Below are 20,688 nucleotides of genomic sequence, written 5' to 3'. Positions count from 1 at the left end.
ACTCGCGAAGACCTGGCCGGGGGCTATCCGCCCCGGGCCGGCTTGCCGCGCGTCGCCGCCCAGCACAACAGCGAACCCGCGGTGACCATGGCCACTCCCTGCCAGAACGATACCGTCAGCGGGGTGGACAGCCATAGCGCGGCAAAAAAGGTGGAAAACAGGGGCGTGAAGTAAGAGGCGGTGGCCAGCAAGGTCAGGTTTCCCCGCAGTATTCCCACGTTCCAGAATGCATAGCCGGCCGCCATCGCGCCGCCGGCCACGCAGAGCTCGGCCGTGGCGGGCGGGGTGAATACAAGCGCGGGCTCCCCGCTGAAGAAATACTTGGTCCACAAGACCGCCGCGGTCAGCATGAAAAACAGCGCGACGCCGTTCTTGCCATCGGCATAGCGCTTGGTCACGTTGCAGTACACGGCCCAGATGATGGCGCCGCTGAATGCCAGCCCATAACTGAGGGGATTGCTCGCCACGTTGGCTGCGGTACGTTCCACGGAAAGTCCGCCCGGCCCGCCCACCACCCATACGATGCCGCACAGAGACAACAGGATCCCCGGCGCCACCCACGCGCTGGCCCGCTGGCCATTGATGAGCATGGCAAGAATCACCGTAAAGCACGGCCACAGGTAATTGACGATGCCCAGCTCGATGGCCTGCCCGCGGTTGTGCGCGAACCCCAGCGACAGCGACAGGCATATCTCGTAAGCGACGAACAGGATGCTGCCCACGACAAGGTATGCGCGCGGAAAGCTGCGCAATCTGGGAAACCCCAGCAACAACACCAGGAAGACCGCTCCCACCGTATAGATCAGCGCGGCGCCGCCGATCGGGCCGAAGCTCTCGCTGACGCCGCGTATCAGCCCGACGACCGTGCCCCATAGCAGAATCGCCAGCAAGCCCAGCGAGGTGGCCGCATTCCGGCCTGGATTCAATTGCATCACCGTTTCCGATTGCCTGCCGTTCACGCCCCCGACGAGGGCGGGCCCAGCGCCAAGGCGGGAAGTTTAGCGAAATTCCAAGGGAGAAAAATCCGCATGGCCATTTCAATACGCAGGTTGAGCGATGTGCTGGCAAGCGCGGACTCGGGTCGGCTCTACCGCATCGAGGTGTTCCAGCAGGGCGAGGATCCGGGCGGAGCGACGTCTGCGCTCGCCGGGGCGCGCTACATACTCAGGACCTCCGACGGCGAGCGCGTGACCGCGTTGGACGACAAGCGCTACCGGCTGAGATCGGGCGAAGTCCTGACGGCCCTGTCGCCGCCTGGCCGCGACAGCTGAACGATCGCATCCCCGCAAGCGGCACGCTCACTGATCCAGCGCGACCCGCCGCTTGCCTCGCCCCTTGGCCTGATACAACGCAGCGTCCGCGCGCTCCAGCAACTGCAGCATGGTGGCGCCGGAATGCGGAAAAACGGCGATGCCCACGCTTGCCGACACGGCAACACGAACGTTGGGATACGGCAGCGACAGGCTTTCGACCAGGGACTCGGCCACCAGCCGCGCGTTCTCCCGGTTGGCGCCCAGCAGCAACACCGCGAACTCGTCGCCGCCCAGCCTTGCCGCCACGTCCGACACGCGGATCGCCCGCGCCATGCGATCGGCCGCCTCTTTCAGCACGGTGTCGCCCGCGGCGTGGCCGTGCATGTCATTGACCGCCTTGAAGCCATCCAGATCGATCGCGAGAATTGCAAATTCGTCGCCGCTGCGCTGCGCCACGGCCAGTTCCCGCAGCACCAGTTCGCCGAACAGCACCCGGTTGCACAGGCCGGTCAGGGGATCGTAATGCGCCAGGTGCTGCGCGCGCGCCAGCATGCGCGAGGCCTGCAGCATGGCAGCCCCCACTTCCTGCGCTTCCTTGATGCGCGTGGCGGGCAATTCGACAGTGCGCCCCTCGCCCAGCGCCAGCGCCGGCGCCACCAGGCCCTGCACCGCCAGGGTCAGGCGGCTTGCGAGCCGCAGCGCCAGCCACAGGCCCAATCCGAAAGCGAACAGCGTGCCCAGGCCGATCCAGGCAATGGAACGGTAAAGATCGGCCGTCAGGAGCTGCATGGGCGCGCCCGCGGCAACCGTCCAGCCCGACAACGCCGACCGGCTGAATGCGGTGTAGACGGGCGTGCCTTCTTTAGTGATGGTTTCCAGGGAGCCTTCGCCTTCCTGCTGCACGGCGTGGGCCAGCGCGGGCACGGCCTTCTGCCCGACGAACCTTGAGGTATCCCGGGTGCGCGCGACGATAGTCCCCGAATTGTCCAGCACCGCCGCCACCCAGCCTTCGGGCAGCGCGCGACGTCCCAGCACGTTGCCGATGCGTTCGGGCGACAGGCCGACATTCAGGCTGTAGACCACCTCTTCGCCCCGCACGACGGGCACGCCCAATGCAATGGTGGGATCCCGGCTGAGTCCCCCGGTGAACAGGCCGGTCAGCACCGGCATGCGCGATTGAAAGACGCGGATCAGCTCTTCGGGTGCGCCGCTCGTCGGCAAGACGGTGCCGTACGGCACCTGCGTGTTGATGACCTGCCGTCCGTCCTTGCTGGTGAGGACGTAGCTGTCCACGATCTGGAAGCGCACGGCGTCGCGGGCGCGGCGATGAAACCCGGCCAGGTCGCCGCCGACGAGGTCCGGGGACGAAGCCAGCATCTGCAGACCGGCCTCGACGCCGGTCAATTCGCGATCCAGGATGGCCGTCAGATTGCGCGCCAGGAAGATCGTGTCGCGGAAAATGCGCTCTTTCTGGATGACGTAGCTTTCGTAGACGGCGACCGACGCCACGATCAGCGCCGGAGAAATACAGGCAAAGACCAGGGCCAGCAAGCCCGTGCGCATCGAGTAGAGGCGCGGCGCCCGCGAACGCGCGCCGGCAAGACTTTCGCCGTCAGACATGGCGCGGCCCGCTCTTGAGAGCCCGCGCGCCGCGCAGATCCCACCGAAACAACACCCCTGGCCTCATGCGCCTCCCGATACGCCCTTCCCGGCCGTCTCGCCGGGCATGGATGAAATTCAGAAATTATTGCAGAACGCCGCAATCGCACAATTCGAGCTCAAAAAGGCGCCCTGGCGGCCGCACTTCCTGGTGTGGTGAAAACACTGCGTGGCCAATTTACTCCCAAAGCAGCCGAGAGGCGATGAATTTGGTGCCGGAACCTGTCCGACCCGCCGCCCACGGGGCCTCGCTGCTACCATCGCGGCCATGAAAATCCCTACCGGCAAGCCCCTCCCACAACGCCAGCTTGGCGCGGCCGACAGATCCGTGCTGCTCCATGGCGCCATCGCCGCAACACTGGGCCTGGTCCTTTATATGCTTGTGAAAGCGCGCCTCTGGCCACTGGGAAACCTGTACGCCCTGGTGTTTCTGCTGCAACTCGCATGGCTGCCGGCACTGGCGGGCGCCATGCTGGCGGGCATGCCCAGCGGCAGGCGCTGGCTAATCGCCCTGGCCGCCTACGGGCTGCTGCTGCCGGCCCTGTCGGCGTACGGGCTGGTTCAGGCCGGGGAATTGCTGCCCCATGAACACGCCGGTATGCCCAAGGGATCCGACCTGTTCTTCACCCTGCTGTTGACGGGCGCCGCAGCGTTCGTCCTGCTGCCGCTCATCCAGGAACTGGATTCCGGCAAGCCCCAGTGGAACTATCCCGCCGTATTCCGTGCCGCGTGGCGCAATGCCGTCCACCTGGGAATGGCGGGCTGCCTGACGCTGGCGGTCTGGATGCTGCTATGGGCGGCGGGCGCGATGTTCGGCATGATCGGCATTTCCATCGTGGGCGACCTCGTTGCCGCCGCGCCCGTCCAGATCGTCCTCTGGCCGATGGTGCTGGCCGCCAGTCTCGTGGGCGTGCGCCGACGCCCGCAACTGGCGGAGATGCTGCAGCGTTCCTGGCTGACGCTCAATGCCTGGCTGCTGCCGCTGGCGACGCTGGTCGGCGTGGCCTTCAGCGTCGCGCTGGCGGCCCGACTGACACTGGGACTGCAGGCCGTCACGCTGTCGGCCGGCGGCATCATCGCGTTCTCGCTGATGTGGATCAAGCTGATCAATGCCGCATGGCAGGACAGCGAAGAAGCGGCGCCCTTCGGACCGGCGCTGCGCCGGTTGCTGCGCGCCGGCATGGTCTGCCTGCTGCCGCTTGCGGCGGTCGCGGGTTATGGCATTGCGGTGCGCATCGATCAGTACGGCTGGACAAGCGCCCGGGCGGTAGGCGCGTATGCGTGCGCGCTTGCCGGCCTGTACGGGGCAGGCTACGCGTGGGCCGCATTGCGCCCCAGACGCTACTACGCCACCCTCGGAGCGACCAACCTGATCGCCGCCGGCGCGGTGCTGGCGCTGCTTGCCGCGGTCGCGCTGTCCTGGGCAAGTCCGCAGAGGCTGGCCGCGCAGAGCCAACTGACGCGCCTGATGGATGGCCGCCTCGCACCCGAGGACTTCCCCTATGCCGCCATGCGATCCGAACATGGCCGATGGGGCCGGGACGCGCTGCAGCGGCTGGCCGACGGCGCGGCCGACGGCAGGGATCCGCGCATCGCGCTGGCCGCGGCAAGCGCATTCAAGGATCGCTACTACAGCTGGGACGGACGAACGGCTGCGCCAAACGCGAAGGACATGCCGGCGTTCACGACCTACCCCGAGGGCCGCGACATTCCGCGCGAATGGTGGGCCGGCATCGCCGATGCCTATCCGGCCATTGCCAGCCGCTGCGTGCCGGCATCCGGCCAGGCAACGCGGCAGGATACGCCCTTGCCCTTGTGCCAGCTGGTTTTCGCCGATATCTCCGGAGACGGACAGGACGAGCTCATCCTGCACGTGCCCCAATCAAGCGACAAGTCGTGGAGCCAGTCCGGATTCTTCGCTTATGGAGCCGCGACGGACGGAACCTGGAAACTGTTGGGCCGCCTGGAATCCGAAGCCGGCACGGACGATCCTGCCAGGGAAGACGTCGAAGCGGCCATCAGGCAGGGCCTGATACGCACGGCGCCGCGCACGGACCGCGACCTGATCATCGGCGACGGTCGCCTTCGCCTGCGGTGAAGCAAGCAAACAGCGGGCGGATGCTTTCCGCCCGCCTTCGGTCCTACTCGTCTTCGAGGTCAGGCGTGCCCGTGAACTGGCTCTTGAGCAGGGTCAACGCCCCCTTCTCGGCCAGGGCCTCGTTGGGAAACACATGCTTGGTGTCTTCGAGAATGGGAAATCCGAAGACCCGCACGCGGGTGTGATACCCCTCGGGGGTTTCGGCGAATTCGATGTCGAAGTTGCGCTCTTCGATCCAGCCCGACCGATGCAGTTTCCATTCCATATGCAACGCGCTCCTGATTGGCGAGGTTGACACGAAAGGCCGGCCGTCGAACGGCCGGCGCTGCTACACCATACACCCGACCGGGCGCGGGCGGGCGTCATGGATGCGCCGGGGCGGCTATTCCCCTCCGGCGCGACGGTCCTCGGGAAGCGCGGCAGGTTCCGCGGCGGCGGGGGAGAACAGGTCCCAGCAGGCCATGAACAGGGCTGCGATCAGCGGTCCGATCACGAAGCCGTTCAAGCCGAACAGGGCCATGCCGCCCAGCGTCGAGATCAGCACCACGTAGTCGGGCATCTTCGTGTCCTTGCCCACGAGGATGGGACGCAGGACGTTGTCGACCATGCCGATGACCAGCACGCCGAATGCGATCAGGACGATGCCCTTGACCGTGGCGCCCGTCAGCAGGAAATAGACCGCCACGGGCGCCCAGATCAGGCCTGCGCCGATCGCCGGCAGCAGCGACAGGAAGGCCATGATCACGCCCCACAGCAGGGCGCCCTGGATCGACAGGATGGAGAAGATGATGCCGCCCAGCGCGCCCTGCGCCGCCGCCACCGCGACGTTGCCCTTGACCGTGGCGCGCACCACGGTCGTGAACTTGCGGAACAGGTGCTGCTTGTGCGTATCGCCCAACGGCACCGCGCGCCGCAGGCGCGCCGACAGTTGCGGCCCGTCGCGCAGCAGGAAGAACAGCAGGTACATCATGATGCCGAAGCTGATCACGAACTGGAACGTATCCTGGCCGATGTTCAGGGCCTGGGTGGCCAGGAACTGGCTTGCCTGCATCGCGCCGGCGCTGAGCTTGTCCTGCAGGCTTGGAATGTCGGCCACGTCAAAGCGCGCCAGCACGTCATGCACCGACGGCGGCAGCGCCGCGATCGCCTGCTGGAAATAGGCGCCGAAGTTGATCTGTCCGGACTTGATGCTCTGGTAGAGGTTCGCGCCTTCGCGCACCAGCGATCCGCTGATCACCACCAGCGGCAGGATCACCAGCAACAGTACGAGCATCAGCGTGGTCAACGCGGCGAGATTGCGGCGCCCGCCCATGCGGGACACCAGCCGGCGTTGCAAGGGGGCAAACAGGATGGCGAGGATGGTGCCCCAGAAAACAGCCCCGTAGAAGGGCCACAACAGCCAGCCGAACGCGATGGTGACCACCACTAGCAGGAGCAGAAAAGTTCTGTAGTGCACGCTGGAAGATTGACTCATGGTCCGTCCAAGACACGGCGACCGCCGCGAGAGCCGCATTGTACAAAGCGCCGCCGCGCGCCGCTCGGCGCCTGGGGCAAGGCCCGCGCGGCTACGGCGCCTGCATGCCGCCGCCCGCGGCCTGCTGCAGGGTCGCCCGGGCCTGCTCCAGGCCCTCGGATTGCGCATTCAGCCCCTGCAGCCGCAGATTCAATTCCTGCTGCAGCGTCGGCGTCGCCACGCGCGTCTGCCCATCGACGAACTGGACGTCCGCGGCATGCGCTGCGACAAAGTCCGCCACGCCCAGGGCATCGCGCGCGACCGAGTCCATTCTTGACGCGGCTTCCATCAGTTCCGCGGCCGGGGCAGTGACCGCCTCGTCGTAGACGCCGTCATACACTGGCGCCAAGTCGGGAGGCAGGGCCAGGGAGGCGCGGGCCTTGTCCGCCTTGGCACGGGCTTCCTGGACCTTTGCCGCGCTATCGGCCAGCGTCTTGCGGGCGGATTCGAATCCGGCCTTGCGCTCGACGATCTCGCCCACCGAGCGGATCGTCTCCACGGACAGCACCTCGCGTAGCGGCAAGGCCGCCTGCGCGAGCGACTCCTGGAAATCGGTGATCACCTCGTAGGCGTCGGCGTAATCGCCCACCGCCTCTTTTTCCGGTTTGCTGAGCTTGCCGATGGGCACCAGCGCAGCGCTGCTCATGCGGGCCTGCAGCAGCTGCGTGAATGCGGCGCGCTCCTGCGGCTCTTTGTTGACGCAGGCCGTCAGCAACAGCATCGAGACCATCGCCAACCCCGCCGCGCACGCGCGAAACCAGACCATGCACATCCTCCTTGCACGCAGATTTTCAGTTTGCGGCGCCCGCCCTTGCGGGTTGGGCCCGTCGGGCAAATTATCCGGTAGGGCTGCCGCGCAATTCCCGCAGGGCGGATTTTGTTGCCATCGAAGCGAGTTGACACAGGGGCGGCGCCACGGCGCGATCCATGCGGCCCGACCTGCGCGGCCCGACCTGCGCGGCCCGACCCGAAGTATGCCCCGGATGGGGGCTTGCGGGCTCGGCCCACCCGCGTGCGCGCCGTGGCACGGTCCGCTCTTCCCCTAAAATCCCGGTTTCGGCTGCTGCCGGCCGCCTCGAAACATTGCCCTGGCCCACGATATGACTCAGAACGCTTCCCCCACTCCTTGGGGCTTCACCCTTCCCGATTGCCGCGGCGCGGCCGCATTGCTGTTCTTCATGGATGACCTGGCGCGCGTGGTCAACCAGTATCTGGGCAAGGACCAGTTGTCCGATGCCGCGCTGGCCGACGCGCAAAAGGCCGTGAACGCGCTGCTCGAACGCTATGTCGAAGTCCAGGCGGCGCCGGAAGCCTTCGACAATGAACACATCGAGCTCGCGCTGGAGACCATTCCCCAGCCCGGCGGCCAAAGCAGCGCCCAGGTCGCGTTGCGGATGTCGCCTCGCCTGGAAGGGCTGATCATTGAAGCCCAGCGCCAGGCCCGCCCCGCCACGCACTGAGCCCATACGGGCGGCCGGAACGCCGCCCCAAAAAAACGCTTGCAAAGCCGACTAAAAAACTATACTATTAGCAGTTGAGATCCAGGCCATACCGCCCTGATCACTGCAGCCCCACCGGCAACCCTCCCTGGCATTTGCGACATACAACGCGAAAAACGCAAACCGGGGACCGGATCGGGGAACACGACGCCTTCTCCTTTTCGCCAGTCCGAATCGGCCTGAAGCAGCCAGAAACCCAACGATGTACTGCCTTTTTTCAGGGCAGCGACGTCCATTGCGGCCAAACCGCCGCAAGCGCCCAGAGTCAACCCACTCTGAGCCACCCCTTAAGGCCGCATTGGCGCACGCGCAGGAATCCGTCTTGCGCACCCGTCTTGCACAGCCTGAACCGATGCCTGCCCGGACTGAATGTCGGCATCGCGCCGCCCTTGCGCACCAACACATGAGAATGCGCAAAGGGATGGCGGCTGCAATGCGTTAGTGTCATGAAGTGCCTGTCCAATTCAGTCTGGCTGGACCAGGCTGACAGAACGGATGCCCTGGCCCTGAGCCGCGGCGTCGCACAACATGACCGGACGCAGCTTTTCCAATAACTAGAACTTAAGAGAACACACCATGAACACTCGTTTCACTACCTCGGACCTGATCCGACGCCCGGCTCATACGCAGCTTGACGACATGCCGATTCACATCGGCGACATCGTTTACCTCAAGCCGGCCAATGGCCCGGAGATCCGCGCAACGGTGATTTTCAACGCGCCGATCAACGGCACGACCACCTACACCACCGAAGTCGTGCCCTGCGGCGCGCCTGCGCAGAAAGTCCCCGGCCAGCGCATCCGCTTCCGGCACGAACACGTGCATCGCATCGAACCGGTGCGCCGCGCCGCTCGCTGAGCCAGCTCAAATCCGCCGCGCTTCTTGCGCGGCGGATTTCTTTGTGCGTGATAAAGTCCCGGCAATCCCTGCCCTGGCGATATCAACATGCAGAACAATCGTCTCGCGGTCCGCATCTGGGACCTTCCCACCCGCATCTTCCACTGGGCGCTCGTCGTCTGTATTGTCGGCGCGTTCGTCAGCGTGAAGCTGGGCGGACTGTACATGGACTGGCATGTGGCGTTCGGCTGCACGGCCTTGGGCCTGATTCTTTTTCGCCTGCTCTGGGGCTTCGTCGGCCCGCGCTACGCGCGCTTCACGCACTTCGTGCGCGGCCCCGCGGCCGTCGCCAGGTACCTGAAGGGGGCGGCCGCTCCCGCCGGCCACAATCCGCTGGGCGCGCTGTCGGTCATGGCATTGCTGCTGGTGGTCGGCTTCCAGGCGGTCAGCGGCCTGTTCACCACCGACGACATCATGACGCAAGGCCCGCTGTTCGGGCATGTCGGCGAAGCCACCGCCAGCGCCATGACGTCGTGGCACAAGCTCAATGAATGGGTCATCATCGGCCTGGTCGCCCTGCATCTGCTTGCCGTGGCCTGGTACACCCTGGTGCGCCGCAAGCGCCTGGTGCGCGCCATCATCACCGGCAACGTCGACGCCAAGGACGTGCCGGCCGGCACCCCTCCGGCTCAGGACGGGATTGCGGTCTGGCTGCGCGCGCTGCTGCTGGGCGCCTGCGTGACCGGCCTGGTGCTGTGGATACGGTCCCTGGAAGTCATGGCGGATATGTCCTTTTCCTGAAACCACCCAAACAAAACGCCCCGTCGAAGGGGCGTTTTGCTTGGTGCGAAAAGCCGTCCGCGGACGGCTTCGGTGTTTACTTCTTTTTGCGGTAGGCGTCGTGGCAAGCCTTGCAGCTTGCGCCCACATCGCCAAAAGCCGCACGCAGCTTGTCCAGATCGCCGGCATCGGCGGCGGCCGACAGCTTGACGATGTTGTCCTGGAACGCCTGCTGCTTCTGCTTGAAGCCAGCGGCGTCGCTCCAGATTTCCGGACGGGCGTCGCCGCCTTCCGTACCCGGACCGAAACCCGCCCAGGGCAATGCCGACAGCGTCTTCAGGACTTCGACGTTGGCCTTGATCTGCGCGGCGTCATAGGGCGCCTGGCCCTTGACCACGGGCGCCATGCGCCCGAAATGCGAGCCGATCAGCGCCAACGCCGACTGGCGGTACTTGACCGCGTCCTCGGGCTTGGCGAATTGCGCGGAGGCGGACGTCGCCAGCAGCGGACCCACCGTCATACAGGCCAGCGCGGCGAGCGTGGACAACTTCTTCATTGCTATCTCCCGTAGGTACAACGTGAATGCCGCGCGCCCGGCGCGCGCGGCATGGCGACTATACCGCCCGGGCCAGCTGGGCAGCCAGCCCGATGTAGGAGCGCGGAGTCATCGCCAACAGGCGGGCCTTCGGCTCTTCAGGCAGCGCCAGGCCCTGGATGAATTCTCGCAGAGCTTCCTCGGTGATGCCCTTGCCGCGGGTCAAGGCCTTGAGTTGTTCGTACGGCTGCGGCAGGCCATAGCGGCGCATGACGGTCTGCACGGGTTCGGCCAGCACTTCCCAGCAGGCGTCGATGTCGGCGTCGATGGCGGCCACGTTCACTTCGAGCTTGCCCAGGCCGCGCATGCAGGCATCCCAGGCCACCAGGCAGTAGCCCAGGCCGACGCCCAGGTTGCGCAGCACGGTGGAGTCGGTCAGGTCGCGCTGCCAGCGGGAGACGGGCAGCTTGTCGGCCAGGTGGCGCAGCACGGCATTGGCCAGGCCCAGGTTGCCTTCAGAGTTTTCGAAGTCGATCGGGTTGACCTTGTGGGGCATGGTCGACGAGCCGACCTCGCCTTCCCTCAGGCGCTGCTTGAAGTAGCCCAGCGCCACATAGCCCCAGATGTCGCGGTCCAGGTCCAGCACGATGATGTTCGCGCGCGTGATCGCGTCAAACAGCGCCGACATCCAGTCGTGCGGTTCGATCTGGATGGTGTGGCGGTTCTGGGTGAGGCCCAGCCCAGCCAGCACGCGCTGGCTGAAAGCGGGCCAGTCGATTTCGGGATAGGCGGACAGGTGGGCGTTGTAGTTGCCGGTGGCGCCATTGAGCTTGGCCAGCGGCTCGACGGCCTCGACGGCGGCGATGGCGCGGTACAGGCGCGCGGCCACGTTGGCGAATTCCTTGCCCAGCGTGGTGGGGCTGGCGGGCTGGCCATGGGTGCGCGACAGCAGGGGCTGGTCGGCCTGGGCGACGGCCATCTCGTTGAGCTTGGCGGCGACTTCGCGCAGGCGGGGAACCACGACCTGGTCGCGGGCGCGCGACAGCATCAGCGCGTGCGAGGTGTTGTTGATGTCTTCGGAGGTGCAGGCGAAGTGGATGAATTCGGCGGCGCGGGCCAGTTCGGCGTCGTCCGCGACCTTTTCCTTCAGCCAGTATTCGACGGCCTTCACGTCGTGGTTCGTGACGCGTTCGATATCCTTGATTCGGCCGGCGTCCGCCTCGGAGAAATTCGCCACCAGCTGCGCCAGCCGGGCGCGCGCGCCCTCGGAGAACGCGGGCAGCTCAGGCAGGCCGGCGTCCGACAGGGCGACCAGCCAGGCCACCTCGACTTCGACGCGGTGGGCCATGAAGCCGGCTTCGGAAAGCAGACCGCGCAGCGCGTCGCCCCGGGAAGCGTACCGGCCATCCAATGGCGAAAGGGCATTAAGTTGGCTCAACTGATCGGCGATTTGCATGGTCTGGGAGAGAAAAAGCTACGGATGGGAAAACCCGACGATTTTATCATCCGAGGCCGCGCAACATTGTGGCAAACTGACGAAGATTCCGGCCTACGGACGATTAGACCGTCATGCGGCCTGCTATACTTCGGCCGCTTTCCGACTCCGCTTGTGACTCCATGAAACTGATCGGCTCGCTTACCAGTCCCTACGTGCGCAAGGTGCGTATCGTCATGGCCGAGAAAAAGCTGGACTACCGGCTTGAACTCGAAAACGTCTGGTCCGCCGACACGCAGATCCAAACGTACAATCCGCTGGGCAAGGTGCCCTGCCTGGTCATGGAAGATGGCGGCGCCCTGTTCGATTCGCGCGTCATCGTCGAGTACCTGGACACCCTGTCTCCCGTCGCCCGCCTGATTCCTCAGCCGGGACGCGACCGCGCGGCCGTCAAATGCTGGGAAGCCATCGCCGATGGCCTGCTGGACGCCTGCGTGACCATCGTCAAGGAAAACCAGCGCCCCGAGGCCCAGCGCAGCCCCGAATGGATCGAACGCCAGTACGGCAAGATCCACGCCAGCCTGGATGCCATGAACAAGAGCCTGGGCGACAACGCCCACTGCATGGGCATCAACTACAGCCTGGCCGACATCGCGGTCGGCTGCGCGCTGGGCTACCTGGACCTGCGTTTCGCCACGCTGGACTGGCGCGCAGGCCAGCCCAACCTGGCCCGCCTGTACGAAAAGCTGTCCCAGCGGCAATCGTTCATCGACACCGTGCCCAAGACCGCCTGACGGTCCTGGAAAGGCGCCCGGCCATCCCGGGCGCCTGCGCCGGCCGCCTTCCGCGGCCGGCTTTCCCCCACTACCCACTCAAGCCGTAAAGGTCTGCCAGGCCTTGAACAGCATGTACGCCGCCAGGGCGAACAGCAAGCAGGCGAACACCCGCTTCAAGGTCTGCACGGGCAGACGATGGGCCATGCGCGCGCCCAGCGGCGCCGTGAGGACGCTCGTGCACACCAGGGCGATCAGGGCCGGCCAGTAGATGAAGCCCAGCATGCCGGGACGCGACGCGCCTTCATTCAGCCCCGACACCACGTAGCCCACGCTGTTGGCCAGCGCGATGGGAAAGCCCAGCGCCGCCGACGTGGAGACCGCGTTATGCAGCGCCACGTTGCACCAGACCATGAAGGGCACGGACAAAAAGCCCCCGCCCGCGCCGACCAGCCCGGACAGGAAGCCGATGCCGGCGCCCGCCGCGCTCGTTCCCACGATGCCGGGCATCTGGCGCGTGGGCTTGGGCTTCTTGTTGCGCAGCATGCTCCATCCGGAGTAGCCCACGAACAGGGCGAAGAACAGCGACAGCCACACGGTGCTGAGCGCGGCGAAGACCGCCCCGCCCGACACCAGCCCACCGATGATGATGCCCGGCGCCATCGCAGCCACGATGCCCCATTTAATCGTGCCGCGCTGCTGATGCGCCCGGACGCTGGAGATCGATGTGAACAGGATGGAAGTCATGGAGGTGGCGATCGCCGCATGCACCACCAGTTCTGGCGGCATGCCCTGCCAGCCGAACAACATCGTCAGGAAAGGCACCAGCAGCATCCCGCCGCCGATGCCAAGCAGGCCCGCGGCAAATCCCACCACGGCGCCCAGCACAAGCAGGCAAATCACCATCGTCACATCCACAACCCTCTCCTCTCTTTGTTTTCATGAACAAAGCCCCTCGGATATTGCACCGGGGGGCCTTGATTGAGACTGCGCGGCATCGACTAAAGGATGATGCCGCCGCCCAGGCAAACCTCGCCATCGTATAGCACGGCCGACTGGCCGGGCGTCACCGCCCATTGTGGTTCGGTGAAATCCAGCGAGAACGCGCCGTCCGCCGCGCCGCCCAGGCGGCACGCCGCGTCGGCCTGGCGATAGCGCGTCTTGGCGCCATAGCCGCCGGCGGCCGGCGGGCGGCCCGCGACCCAGCTGGCGTCCTGCGCCTGCAGGCTGCCCGAGAGCAGCCAGGGATGATCGTGCCCCTGCACCACGTACAGCACGTTGCGCTCCAGGTCCTTGCGCGCCACATACCAGGCCTCGGCGGTGCCGTCGTCGCGCTGCCGGCCCTTCACGCCGCCCACGCCCAGCCCCTTGCGCTGGCCCAGGGTATAGAACGACAGCCCTTCGTGGCGGCCAACCTGCTGGCCTTCGGGCGTCAGGATGGGTCCGGGTTCGGTCGGCAGGTAACGGTTCAGGAATTCGCGGAACGGCCGCTCCCCGATGAAGCAGATACCCGTGGAATCCTTCTTGGCGGCATTGTGCAGGCCGATTTCGTGCGCAATGCGCCGGACCTCGGTCTTGTGGATTTCGCCCAGCGGGAACAGGGTCCGCGACAGCTGCGCCTGGTTCAGGCGATGCAGGAAATAGCTCTGGTCCTTGGACGCGTCCAGGGCCTTGAGCAACTGGAATTCGGTGCCGCCGCCGTCGGCCGGCATTTCGCGCACGCGCGCGTAGTGGCCGGTCGCGATATGTTCCGCACCCAGCGCCATGGCGTGGTCCAGGAACGCCTTGAATTTGATCTCGGCATTGCAGAGGACGTCCGGGTTGGGCGTGCGGCCCGCGGAGTACTCGCGCAGGAACTCCGCAAATACCCGGTCCTTGTATTCGGCGGCAAAGTTGACGAATTCGAACTCGACGCCGACCAGGTCGGCCACGCTGGCCGCATCCAGGAGATCCTGGCGGGTGGAGCAGTATTCGGAATCGTCGTCGTCTTCCCAGTTCTTCATGAACAGGCCGACGACCTCATAGCCCTGCTGCTTGAGCAGCCAGGCGGTGACCGAAGAATCGACCCCGCCGGACATGCCGACGACAACGCGGCCTTTCTTGGTGGATTTTTGACTCATGATGAAGCTATTTTAGATCGGACATCGGACGGGGCGTCTTCCTGCGGCTGGGGCTCCGCCGCCCGCGACACCTCCATCAGCCAGGCCCTGAAGGCCTGCAGGGTGGGGAGGTTGGCCTTCTGCTCCGGATAGCACAGGTAATAGCCCATGCGGGCGCGGATCGGCAACTGGATGGCGACGGCCAGCTTGCCGTCGCGCAGTTCGTCCTCGATCAGGCAACGGGGGATCAGCGCCACGCCGAATCCCGCCGCGGCGGCCTGCGACAGCAGCGCATACTGGTCGAAGCGCGCGCCTTCCAGGCTGCGCCGGGTATCGCAGCCGGCCTGCTCGAACCAGTCGCGCCAGCCGTCCAGGGCGGACGTGTGGTGCAGCAGCGGATACGCCAGCAGATCCTCGGGCGAGCCGCAGCCGCCCGGGATCAGGCGCGGGCTGCAGACGGGCAGGATCTCGCGGCCCACGATGTAGTCCGCGCCGCTGCCGGGCCACAGCCCTTCGCCAAAGCGCACCGCGGCGTCCAGCTCGGGGGTGGAAAAATCGTAGCCCTGGCGGTGCGGCAGGAACTCCACGTGGATGTCCGGGCGCAGGCGCATGAAGGCGGTCAGGCGCGGAATGAGCCAGCGCGCGCCGAAGGTCGGCATACAGGTCAGGTTGAGCGTGCCGCCCTGCCCCTGGTGCGCGATCAATTCGACGGTGGCTGCCTCGATCTGGCCAAGTCCGGCCTGGATCTTGGTGAGGTAGCTGCGGCCGGCTTCGGTCAGGACCAGGCCTTGCCTGATCCGCAGGAATAGTTCGACCCCGACGAACTCCTCCAAATGTTTCACCTGTTTACTGACCGCCCCTTGTGTCACGCACAATTCCTGGGCGGCCCGGGTGAAGCTGCTGTGCCGCGCAGCGACCTCGAAAGCCTGCAGATCTGTTAAAGAGGGACAGAAACGCCTCATCTATAGCCCCCACGTTCCGTGGGGCTCCCTGCCCCAAATGGGCGTGGCAATGGCGCGGGCGCACCGGCAATCGTTACACAAAAGTAACGTTCAACCGGCCCGGCCGGAAAAGAGGTATGAAAAAAAGTCATAGCTTACGGAGAATCTTTCGTTTGCGCAAACCGCCCCGCCAGGAAAGAATCATTGCGTTTGCGTCTGCCTTTGCGCATCCGCTTTCCAATTCATTAGGGGAATTCATGCAACGCCGTAACGTAGTACTGGGACTGTGTGTCGCCGCCGCGACCCTGGCCACGCCGCTGACCTCGGGCATCGCGCACGCTGAAGACGCGTATCCGAGCAAGCCCATCCGCCTGATCGTTCCCTTCCCGCCCGGCGGCACCACCGACATCGTCGGCCGCCTCTTTGCCGACAAGCTGGGCAAGGAACTGGGCCAGACCGTCGTGGTGGAAAACCGCGGCGGCGCCGGCGGTTCGATCGGCAGCGCGTTCGTTGCCAGCAGCGCGCCGGACGGCTACACCCTGGGCATCGCCACCGTCAGCACGCACGGCATCAACCCGGCCATCTACCCGAACCTGCCGTTCGATGGCGAGAAGGACTTCACGCCCGTCTCGAACCTGGCCGCCGTGCCGAACATCATGACCATCAACCCGAAGGTCCAGGCCAAGAACATCGCCGAATTCATCCAGTTGGCCAAGAGCCAGCCGGGCAAGCTGACGTATGCGTCGGCCGGCAACGGTTCCGTCTCGCACATGATGGGCGAACTGTTCAAGATGGCTTCGGGCACCGACCTGATGCACGTTCCGTACCGCGGCGTGGGCCCGGCGCTGAACGACGCGCTGGCCGGCCAGGTCGACGTCATGTATGACAACCTGCCCTCCACGCTGCCGCACGTCCAGTCCGGTCGCCTGATCGCCATGGCTGTCGCCTCGCCCAAGCGCGTCGCCTCGCTGCCCGACGTGCCCACGTTTGCCGAAGCCGGCCTGCCGGCCGTGAACGACGCGTCCTGGTTCGGCCTGGTGGCCCCGGCCAAGCTGCCCGCCCCCGTGCTGGCCAAGCTGAACGCCGCCGTCCAGAAGGTCAGCGCCGAAGCCGACGTCAAGACGCGCCTGGAAGCCCTGGGCGCCTCGCCGGCTGCCAACACCCCGGCCGAATTCGGCGCGCAGATCTCGGCTGAAATCGCCAAGAACAAGCGCATCGCCAAAGAAGCCAACGTGAAGATCGACTAAGCGGTCTTCGGTCCTCGCGCACCGATGGCGCGCGAGGACCTCCGATTCACGAACGCAATACCTCCCTATGCGAATTACCCAACCCCTGTCTTACCGGCTTGACCTTCCGCAGCAGTATCCGGACTCGGAAACCTCGGCCCCGCTCGTGCTGGACTCTCCGCACAGCGGCACCGCCTACCCCCCCGATTTCGCGGCCGCGGTGGACTTTGGCGCGCTGCGCACTGCCGAGGACACCTGGGTTGACGACCTGTGGGGCGACGCCATCGAAATGGGCGTGCCGATGATCGCCGCGGCCTTCCCGCGCGCCTACATCGACGCCAACCGCGCGCCCGACGAAATCGACGAACTGCTGCTGGACCAGGCATGGCCCGACGCCATCAACGCCTCGCCCAAGGTCAAGCTCGGCAAGGGCCTGATCTGGCGCATGCTGGACGACGGCACGCCGCTGTACAACCGCAAGCTGACGGTCGAGGAAGTCCGCCACCGCATCGACGCCTGCTGGAAGCCCTATCACGCCGCGCTGGGCCAGGTGCTGGACAACGCCCACCGCAAGTTCGGCAAGGTCTGGCACATCAATTGCCACTCCATGCCCAGCGTCGCCGGCGCCTTCGCCACCGATCGTCCCGGCCTGGTCCACCCCGACTTCGTGCTGGGCGACCGCGACGGCAGCACGAGCGACCCGGCCTTCCGCGAATTCATCGCAGCCTTTCTGCGCGAGCGCGGCTATGACGTCACCGTGAACGACCCCTACAAGGGCGTGGAACTGGTGCGCGCCTTCGGCCGCCCCCAAGAGGGCCGCCACAGCCTGCAGATCGAGATCAACCGCAAGCTATACATGGACGAAGTCACACTGCGTCCCAGCGAAAATTATGGCCGCCTGAAGGCCGATCTGCGCGACCTCACCGCCGCGCTGATCCTCTGGACTCGCGCGCAGACGGCTTGACGCCGGACGTCTGCACGCTGGTGCCGGCCGTCGGCGTGGTCTGATTGGCCGGAGCAAGCGGGTTGCAAAACCCATGACCCCATGGTTCGCCATGGGGTTTTTTTTGCCCGAGCACAAGCGGACGAAACGAGGGCAGCGTGAGAGCGCACATTCCGTGTATAACTACGGCGAACCTTCTGAGGAGAGGCGTCGATGCACATCGGGATACCAAAAGAAACCCGAGACGGGGAAACCCGTGTCGCAGCAACACCAGAGACCGTCAAGAAGTATGTGGGCGGCAAGCACACCGTCGTCGTGGAACGCGGAGCCGGCAGCGCCGCCCGCTATCTCGACGCAGCCTATGAGGCCGCGGGCGCCACGCTCGGTTCCGCCCAGGAAGCGCTGGGCGCCGAACTGATCATGAAGGTTCGCGCGCCCTCCTCCGACGAATTGCCCCACATGAAGCCGGGCGCGGTGGTCATCGGCATGCTCGATCCCTTCGACGCCGAGGGCCTGGCGCAGATGGCGGCCGCCGGGCTGGTCGGTTTCGCGCTGGAAGCGGCTCCCCGCATCACCCGCGCGCAAAGCCTGGACGTCCTGTCGTCCCAGGCCAATCTGGCCGGGTACAAGGCGGTGCTGCTCGCCGCCCATCACTATGGCCGCCTGATCCCCATGATGATGACCGCCGCCGGCACCCTGAAGGCCGCGCGCGTAGTGGTGCTGGGCACCGGCGTCGCCGGCCTGCAGGCCATCGCCACCGCCAAGCGGCTGGGCGCGGTGGTCGAAGCGTCCGACGTGCGGCCCGCCGCCCGCGAACAGGTGGAATCCCTGGGCGCCAAGTTCATTGACGTGCCCTTCGAAAACGACGAAGAACGCGAAATCGCGCAAGGCAAGGGCGGCTACGCGCGGCCCATGCCGCCTGCCTGGATGGCGCGCCAGGCCGCCCTGGTGTCCGAGCGCTGCCAGCAGGCCGACATCGTCATCACCACGGCGCTGATCCCCGGCCGGCCCGCCCCCACGCTGGTTTCCGCGGAAACCGTCGCGGCCATGAAGCCCGGATCGGTGCTGGTGGACCTCGCGGTCGAGCGCGGCGGCAATTGTCCGCTGTCCGAGAAAGGCCTCATCGTGGAAAAGCACGACGTGACGATCATCGGCCTGACCAACCTGCCCGGCCTCGTCGCGACCGACGCGTCGGCGCTGTACGCACGCAATGTCCTGGATTTCCTGAAGCTCATCATCAATGCGGACGGCGCGCTGGCGATCCAGCGCGACGACGAAATCGTGGCGGCCTGCCTGGTGTGCGAAGGCGGCAACGTGACGCGGAGGACCTGACCATGGAAGCGATCAACCCCACCCTGATGAACCTCATCATCTTCGTGCTGGCCATCTACGTCGGCTACCACGTCGTGTGGAACGTCACCCCCGCGCTGCACACGCCGCTCATGGCGGTGACCAACGCCATTTCCGCCATCATCATCGTGGGCGCGATGCTGGCCGCGGCGCTGACCGAAGGCGGACTCGCGCGCGGCATGGGCGTGTTCGCCGTCGCGCTGGCCGCGGTCAATGTGTTCGGCGGCTTCCTGGTGACGCGGCGCATGCTTGAAATGTTCAAGAAAAAGGACCGCAAGCCGGGCAAGGAGGAAGCGAAATGATCTCGCTGAACCTGGTCACCCTGCTTTACCTGATCGCCTCGGTCTGCTTCATCCAGGCGCTCAAGGGACTCTCCCACCCCACCACCTCGCGCCTGGGCAACGCCTTCGGCATGGCCGGCATGGCCATCGCGGTGCTCACCACCGCCGCGCTCATCGTCGGGCTGGCGCGCAGCGGCACGGCCACGATCGGCCTGGGATGGGTGCTGCTGGGACTGCTGGTGGGCGGCTCCGTCGGCACGCTGATGGCCAAGCGCGTCGAAATGACCAAGATGCCCGAGCTGGTCGCCTTCATGCACAGCATGATCGGCCTGGCGGCCGTGGCCATCGCGGTCGCCGTCGTGGCCGAACCGCATGCCTTCGGCATCGTCCCGGCCGGCATGCCCATCCCCACCGGCAACCGCTTCGAGCTCTTCATCGGCACCTTCGTGGGCGCCATCACGTTCTCGGGGTCGGTCATCGCCTTCGGCAAGCTGTCCGGCAAATACAAGTTCCGGCTGTTCCAGGGAGCGCCGGTCGTCTTCGCCGGCCAGCACATGCTGAACCTGGCGCTGGCGCTGCTGATGCTGGGCTGCGGCCTTTGGTTCATGCTGACGCAGGAATGGACGCCCTTCGTCATCATGACGATCATCGCCTTTGTCCTGGGCGTGCTGATCATCATCCCGATCGGCGGCGCCGACATGCCGGTCGTGGTGTCGATGCTGAACAGCTATTCGGGGTGGGCGGCGGCGGGCATCGGCTTTTCGCTGAACAACCCGATGCTCATCATCGCCGGCTCGCTGGTGGGATCGTCCGGCGCCATCCTGTCCTACATCATGTGCAAGGCGATGAACCGGTCGTTCTTCAACGTGATCCTGGGCGGTTTCGGCGGACAGGCCGGCGGCGGCGCGGCCGCCAGCGACGGCCAGCAGCGCAGCGTCAAGTCGGGCAGCCCCGACGACGCCGCGTTCCTCATGACCAACGCCGAAAGCGTGACCATCGTTCCGGGCTACGGCCTGGCCGTGGCCCGCGCCCAGCACGCGCTCAAGGAACTGGCTGAAAAACTGACCGAACGTGGTGTGGCCGTCAAGTACGCGATCCACCCGGTTGCAGGACGCATGCCCGGCCACATGAACGTGCTGCTGGCCGAAGCCGAAGTGCCCTACGACCAGGTCTTCGAAATGGAAGACATCAACAGCGAGTTCGGCCAGACCGACGTCGTGCTGGTGCTGGGCGCGAACGACGTGGTCAACCCCGCCGCCAAGAACGACCCGAAATCCCCGATCGCCGGCATGCCCATTCTGGAAGCCTACAAGGCGCGCACGGTGATCGTGAACAAGCGCTCCATGGCATCGGGCTACGCGGGACTCGACAACGAGCTGTTCTACATGGACCGCACGATGATGGTCTTCGGCGACGCCAAGAAGGTGCTGGAAGACATGGTGAAGGCGGTGGAATAGCCGCTCTCC

Annotated in this window: 21 protein-coding genes; 11 read left to right on the top strand and 10 right to left on the bottom strand. The window is 65.9% G+C overall.

Annotated features, from left to right (window positions below):
• Positions 1-23: 23 nt before the first annotated feature.
• Positions 24-932, bottom strand: a complete 909-nt coding sequence (gene yddG, locus ABE485_RS08395; RefSeq protein WP_346514831.1) for an aromatic amino acid DMT transporter YddG — start codon at positions 930-932, stop codon at positions 24-26.
• A 96-nt stretch (positions 933-1,028) separates the two neighbouring features.
• On the opposite strand from yddG, the gene ABE485_RS08390 reads away from it, so the two are divergent.
• Complete coding sequence (locus ABE485_RS08390) at positions 1,029-1,271, top strand: 6-phosphofructokinase (protein ID WP_346514830.1); 243 nt, start codon at positions 1,029-1,031, stop codon at positions 1,269-1,271.
• Between the two features lie 27 nt (positions 1,272-1,298).
• On the opposite strand, the gene ABE485_RS08385 is transcribed toward ABE485_RS08390, so the two are convergent.
• Positions 1,299-2,873: a diguanylate cyclase gene (locus ABE485_RS08385; RefSeq protein WP_346514829.1), complete on the bottom strand. Its 1,575-nt coding sequence runs from the start codon at positions 2,871-2,873 to the stop codon at positions 1,299-1,301.
• A gap of 307 nt (positions 2,874-3,180) precedes the next feature.
• Here ABE485_RS08385 and ABE485_RS08380 point away from each other — a divergent pair, with 307 nt between their 5' ends.
• Positions 3,181-5,010: a DUF4153 domain-containing protein gene (locus ABE485_RS08380; protein WP_346514828.1), complete on the top strand. Its 1,830-nt coding sequence runs from the start codon at positions 3,181-3,183 to the stop codon at positions 5,008-5,010.
• 43 nt (positions 5,011-5,053) lie between these two features.
• On the opposite strand, the gene ABE485_RS08375 is transcribed toward ABE485_RS08380, so the two are convergent.
• From ABE485_RS08375 to ABE485_RS08365, 3 genes are all read right to left on the bottom strand, one after another.
• The gene (locus ABE485_RS08375; RefSeq protein ID WP_346514827.1) at positions 5,054-5,275 is read right to left on the bottom strand and encodes a hypothetical protein; all 222 of its coding nucleotides are present in this window, start codon (positions 5,273-5,275) and stop codon (positions 5,054-5,056) included.
• A 117-nt stretch (positions 5,276-5,392) separates the two neighbouring features.
• Complete coding sequence (locus ABE485_RS08370) at positions 5,393-6,484, bottom strand: AI-2E family transporter (RefSeq protein ID WP_346514826.1); 1,092 nt, start codon at positions 6,482-6,484, stop codon at positions 5,393-5,395.
• Positions 6,485-6,575: 91 nt separating this feature from the next.
• Positions 6,576-7,289, bottom strand: coding sequence for a DUF3053 family protein (locus ABE485_RS08365; protein ID WP_346514825.1), 714 nt, complete (start codon positions 7,287-7,289; stop codon positions 6,576-6,578).
• 334 nt (positions 7,290-7,623) lie between these two features.
• Between ABE485_RS08365 and ABE485_RS08360 the strand changes: the two genes are divergently transcribed.
• From ABE485_RS08360 to ABE485_RS08350, 3 genes are all read left to right on the top strand, one after another.
• Positions 7,624-7,983, top strand: a complete 360-nt coding sequence (locus ABE485_RS08360; protein ID WP_346514824.1) for a hypothetical protein — start codon at positions 7,624-7,626, stop codon at positions 7,981-7,983.
• 615 nt (positions 7,984-8,598) lie between these two features.
• Positions 8,599-8,880, top strand: a complete 282-nt coding sequence (locus ABE485_RS08355) for a hypothetical protein (RefSeq protein ID WP_346514823.1) — start codon at positions 8,599-8,601, stop codon at positions 8,878-8,880.
• Positions 8,881-8,967: 87 nt separating this feature from the next.
• On the top strand, positions 8,968-9,660 hold the full coding sequence (locus tag ABE485_RS08350) for a cytochrome b/b6 domain-containing protein (protein ID WP_346514822.1): 693 nt from the start codon (positions 8,968-8,970) through the stop codon (positions 9,658-9,660).
• A gap of 76 nt (positions 9,661-9,736) precedes the next feature.
• On the opposite strand, the gene ABE485_RS08345 is transcribed toward ABE485_RS08350, so the two are convergent.
• Entirely contained in the window at positions 9,737-10,195 is a 459-nt protein-coding gene (locus ABE485_RS08345) for a c-type cytochrome (protein ID WP_346514821.1), read from the bottom strand.
• A gap of 58 nt (positions 10,196-10,253) precedes the next feature.
• Positions 10,254-11,630: an adenylosuccinate lyase gene (gene purB, locus ABE485_RS08340; RefSeq protein ID WP_346514820.1), complete on the bottom strand. Its 1,377-nt coding sequence runs from the start codon at positions 11,628-11,630 to the stop codon at positions 10,254-10,256.
• A gap of 161 nt (positions 11,631-11,791) precedes the next feature.
• Here purB and ABE485_RS08335 point away from each other — a divergent pair, with 161 nt between their 5' ends.
• Entirely contained in the window at positions 11,792-12,403 is a 612-nt protein-coding gene (locus ABE485_RS08335) for a glutathione S-transferase (protein ID WP_346514819.1), read from the top strand.
• A gap of 78 nt (positions 12,404-12,481) precedes the next feature.
• Here ABE485_RS08335 and ABE485_RS08330 read toward each other — a convergent pair whose 3' ends face one another.
• From ABE485_RS08330 to gcvA, 3 genes are all read right to left on the bottom strand, one after another.
• Positions 12,482-13,300 (bottom strand): sulfite exporter TauE/SafE family protein, encoded by an 819-nt coding sequence (locus ABE485_RS08330; RefSeq protein WP_346514818.1) that lies wholly within the window; start codon positions 13,298-13,300, stop codon positions 12,482-12,484.
• Between the two features lie 83 nt (positions 13,301-13,383).
• Positions 13,384-14,502, bottom strand: a complete 1,119-nt coding sequence (gene mnmA, locus ABE485_RS08325; protein WP_346514817.1) for a tRNA 2-thiouridine(34) synthase MnmA — start codon at positions 14,500-14,502, stop codon at positions 13,384-13,386.
• Positions 14,499-15,443, bottom strand: a complete 945-nt coding sequence (gcvA, locus tag ABE485_RS08320) for a transcriptional regulator GcvA (protein WP_346514816.1) — start codon at positions 15,441-15,443, stop codon at positions 14,499-14,501. Before gcvA ends, mnmA begins: the two co-directional genes overlap by 4 nt.
• 236 nt (positions 15,444-15,679) lie before the next feature.
• Here gcvA and ABE485_RS08315 point away from each other — a divergent pair, with 236 nt between their 5' ends.
• From ABE485_RS08315 to ABE485_RS08295, 5 genes are all read left to right on the top strand, one after another.
• On the top strand, positions 15,680-16,669 hold the full coding sequence (locus ABE485_RS08315) for a Bug family tripartite tricarboxylate transporter substrate binding protein (RefSeq protein WP_346514815.1): 990 nt from the start codon (positions 15,680-15,682) through the stop codon (positions 16,667-16,669).
• A gap of 67 nt (positions 16,670-16,736) precedes the next feature.
• Positions 16,737-17,612 (top strand): N-formylglutamate amidohydrolase, encoded by an 876-nt coding sequence (locus ABE485_RS08310; RefSeq protein WP_346514814.1) that lies wholly within the window; start codon positions 16,737-16,739, stop codon positions 17,610-17,612.
• Between the two features lie 192 nt (positions 17,613-17,804).
• Entirely contained in the window at positions 17,805-18,923 is a 1,119-nt protein-coding gene (locus tag ABE485_RS08305) for a Re/Si-specific NAD(P)(+) transhydrogenase subunit alpha (protein WP_346514813.1), read from the top strand.
• 2 nt (positions 18,924-18,925) lie between these two features.
• Positions 18,926-19,243 (top strand): NAD(P) transhydrogenase subunit alpha, encoded by a 318-nt coding sequence (locus tag ABE485_RS08300; protein WP_006224972.1) that lies wholly within the window; start codon positions 18,926-18,928, stop codon positions 19,241-19,243.
• Positions 19,240-20,679 carry an NAD(P)(+) transhydrogenase (Re/Si-specific) subunit beta gene (locus ABE485_RS08295; RefSeq protein ID WP_346514812.1) on the top strand — a complete coding sequence of 480 codons (1,440 nt, stop codon included), beginning with the start codon at positions 19,240-19,242 and terminating at the stop codon, positions 20,677-20,679. Before ABE485_RS08300 ends, ABE485_RS08295 begins: the two co-directional genes overlap by 4 nt.
• The last annotated feature ends 9 nt before the right edge of the window (positions 20,680-20,688 follow it).

The sequence above is a fragment of the Achromobacter spanius genome, assembly GCF_039673305.1.
Taxonomy (GTDB): domain Bacteria; phylum Pseudomonadota; class Gammaproteobacteria; order Burkholderiales; family Burkholderiaceae_B; genus Achromobacter; species Achromobacter spanius_F.
This window is presented reverse-complemented; position numbering and strand designations above follow the sequence as displayed.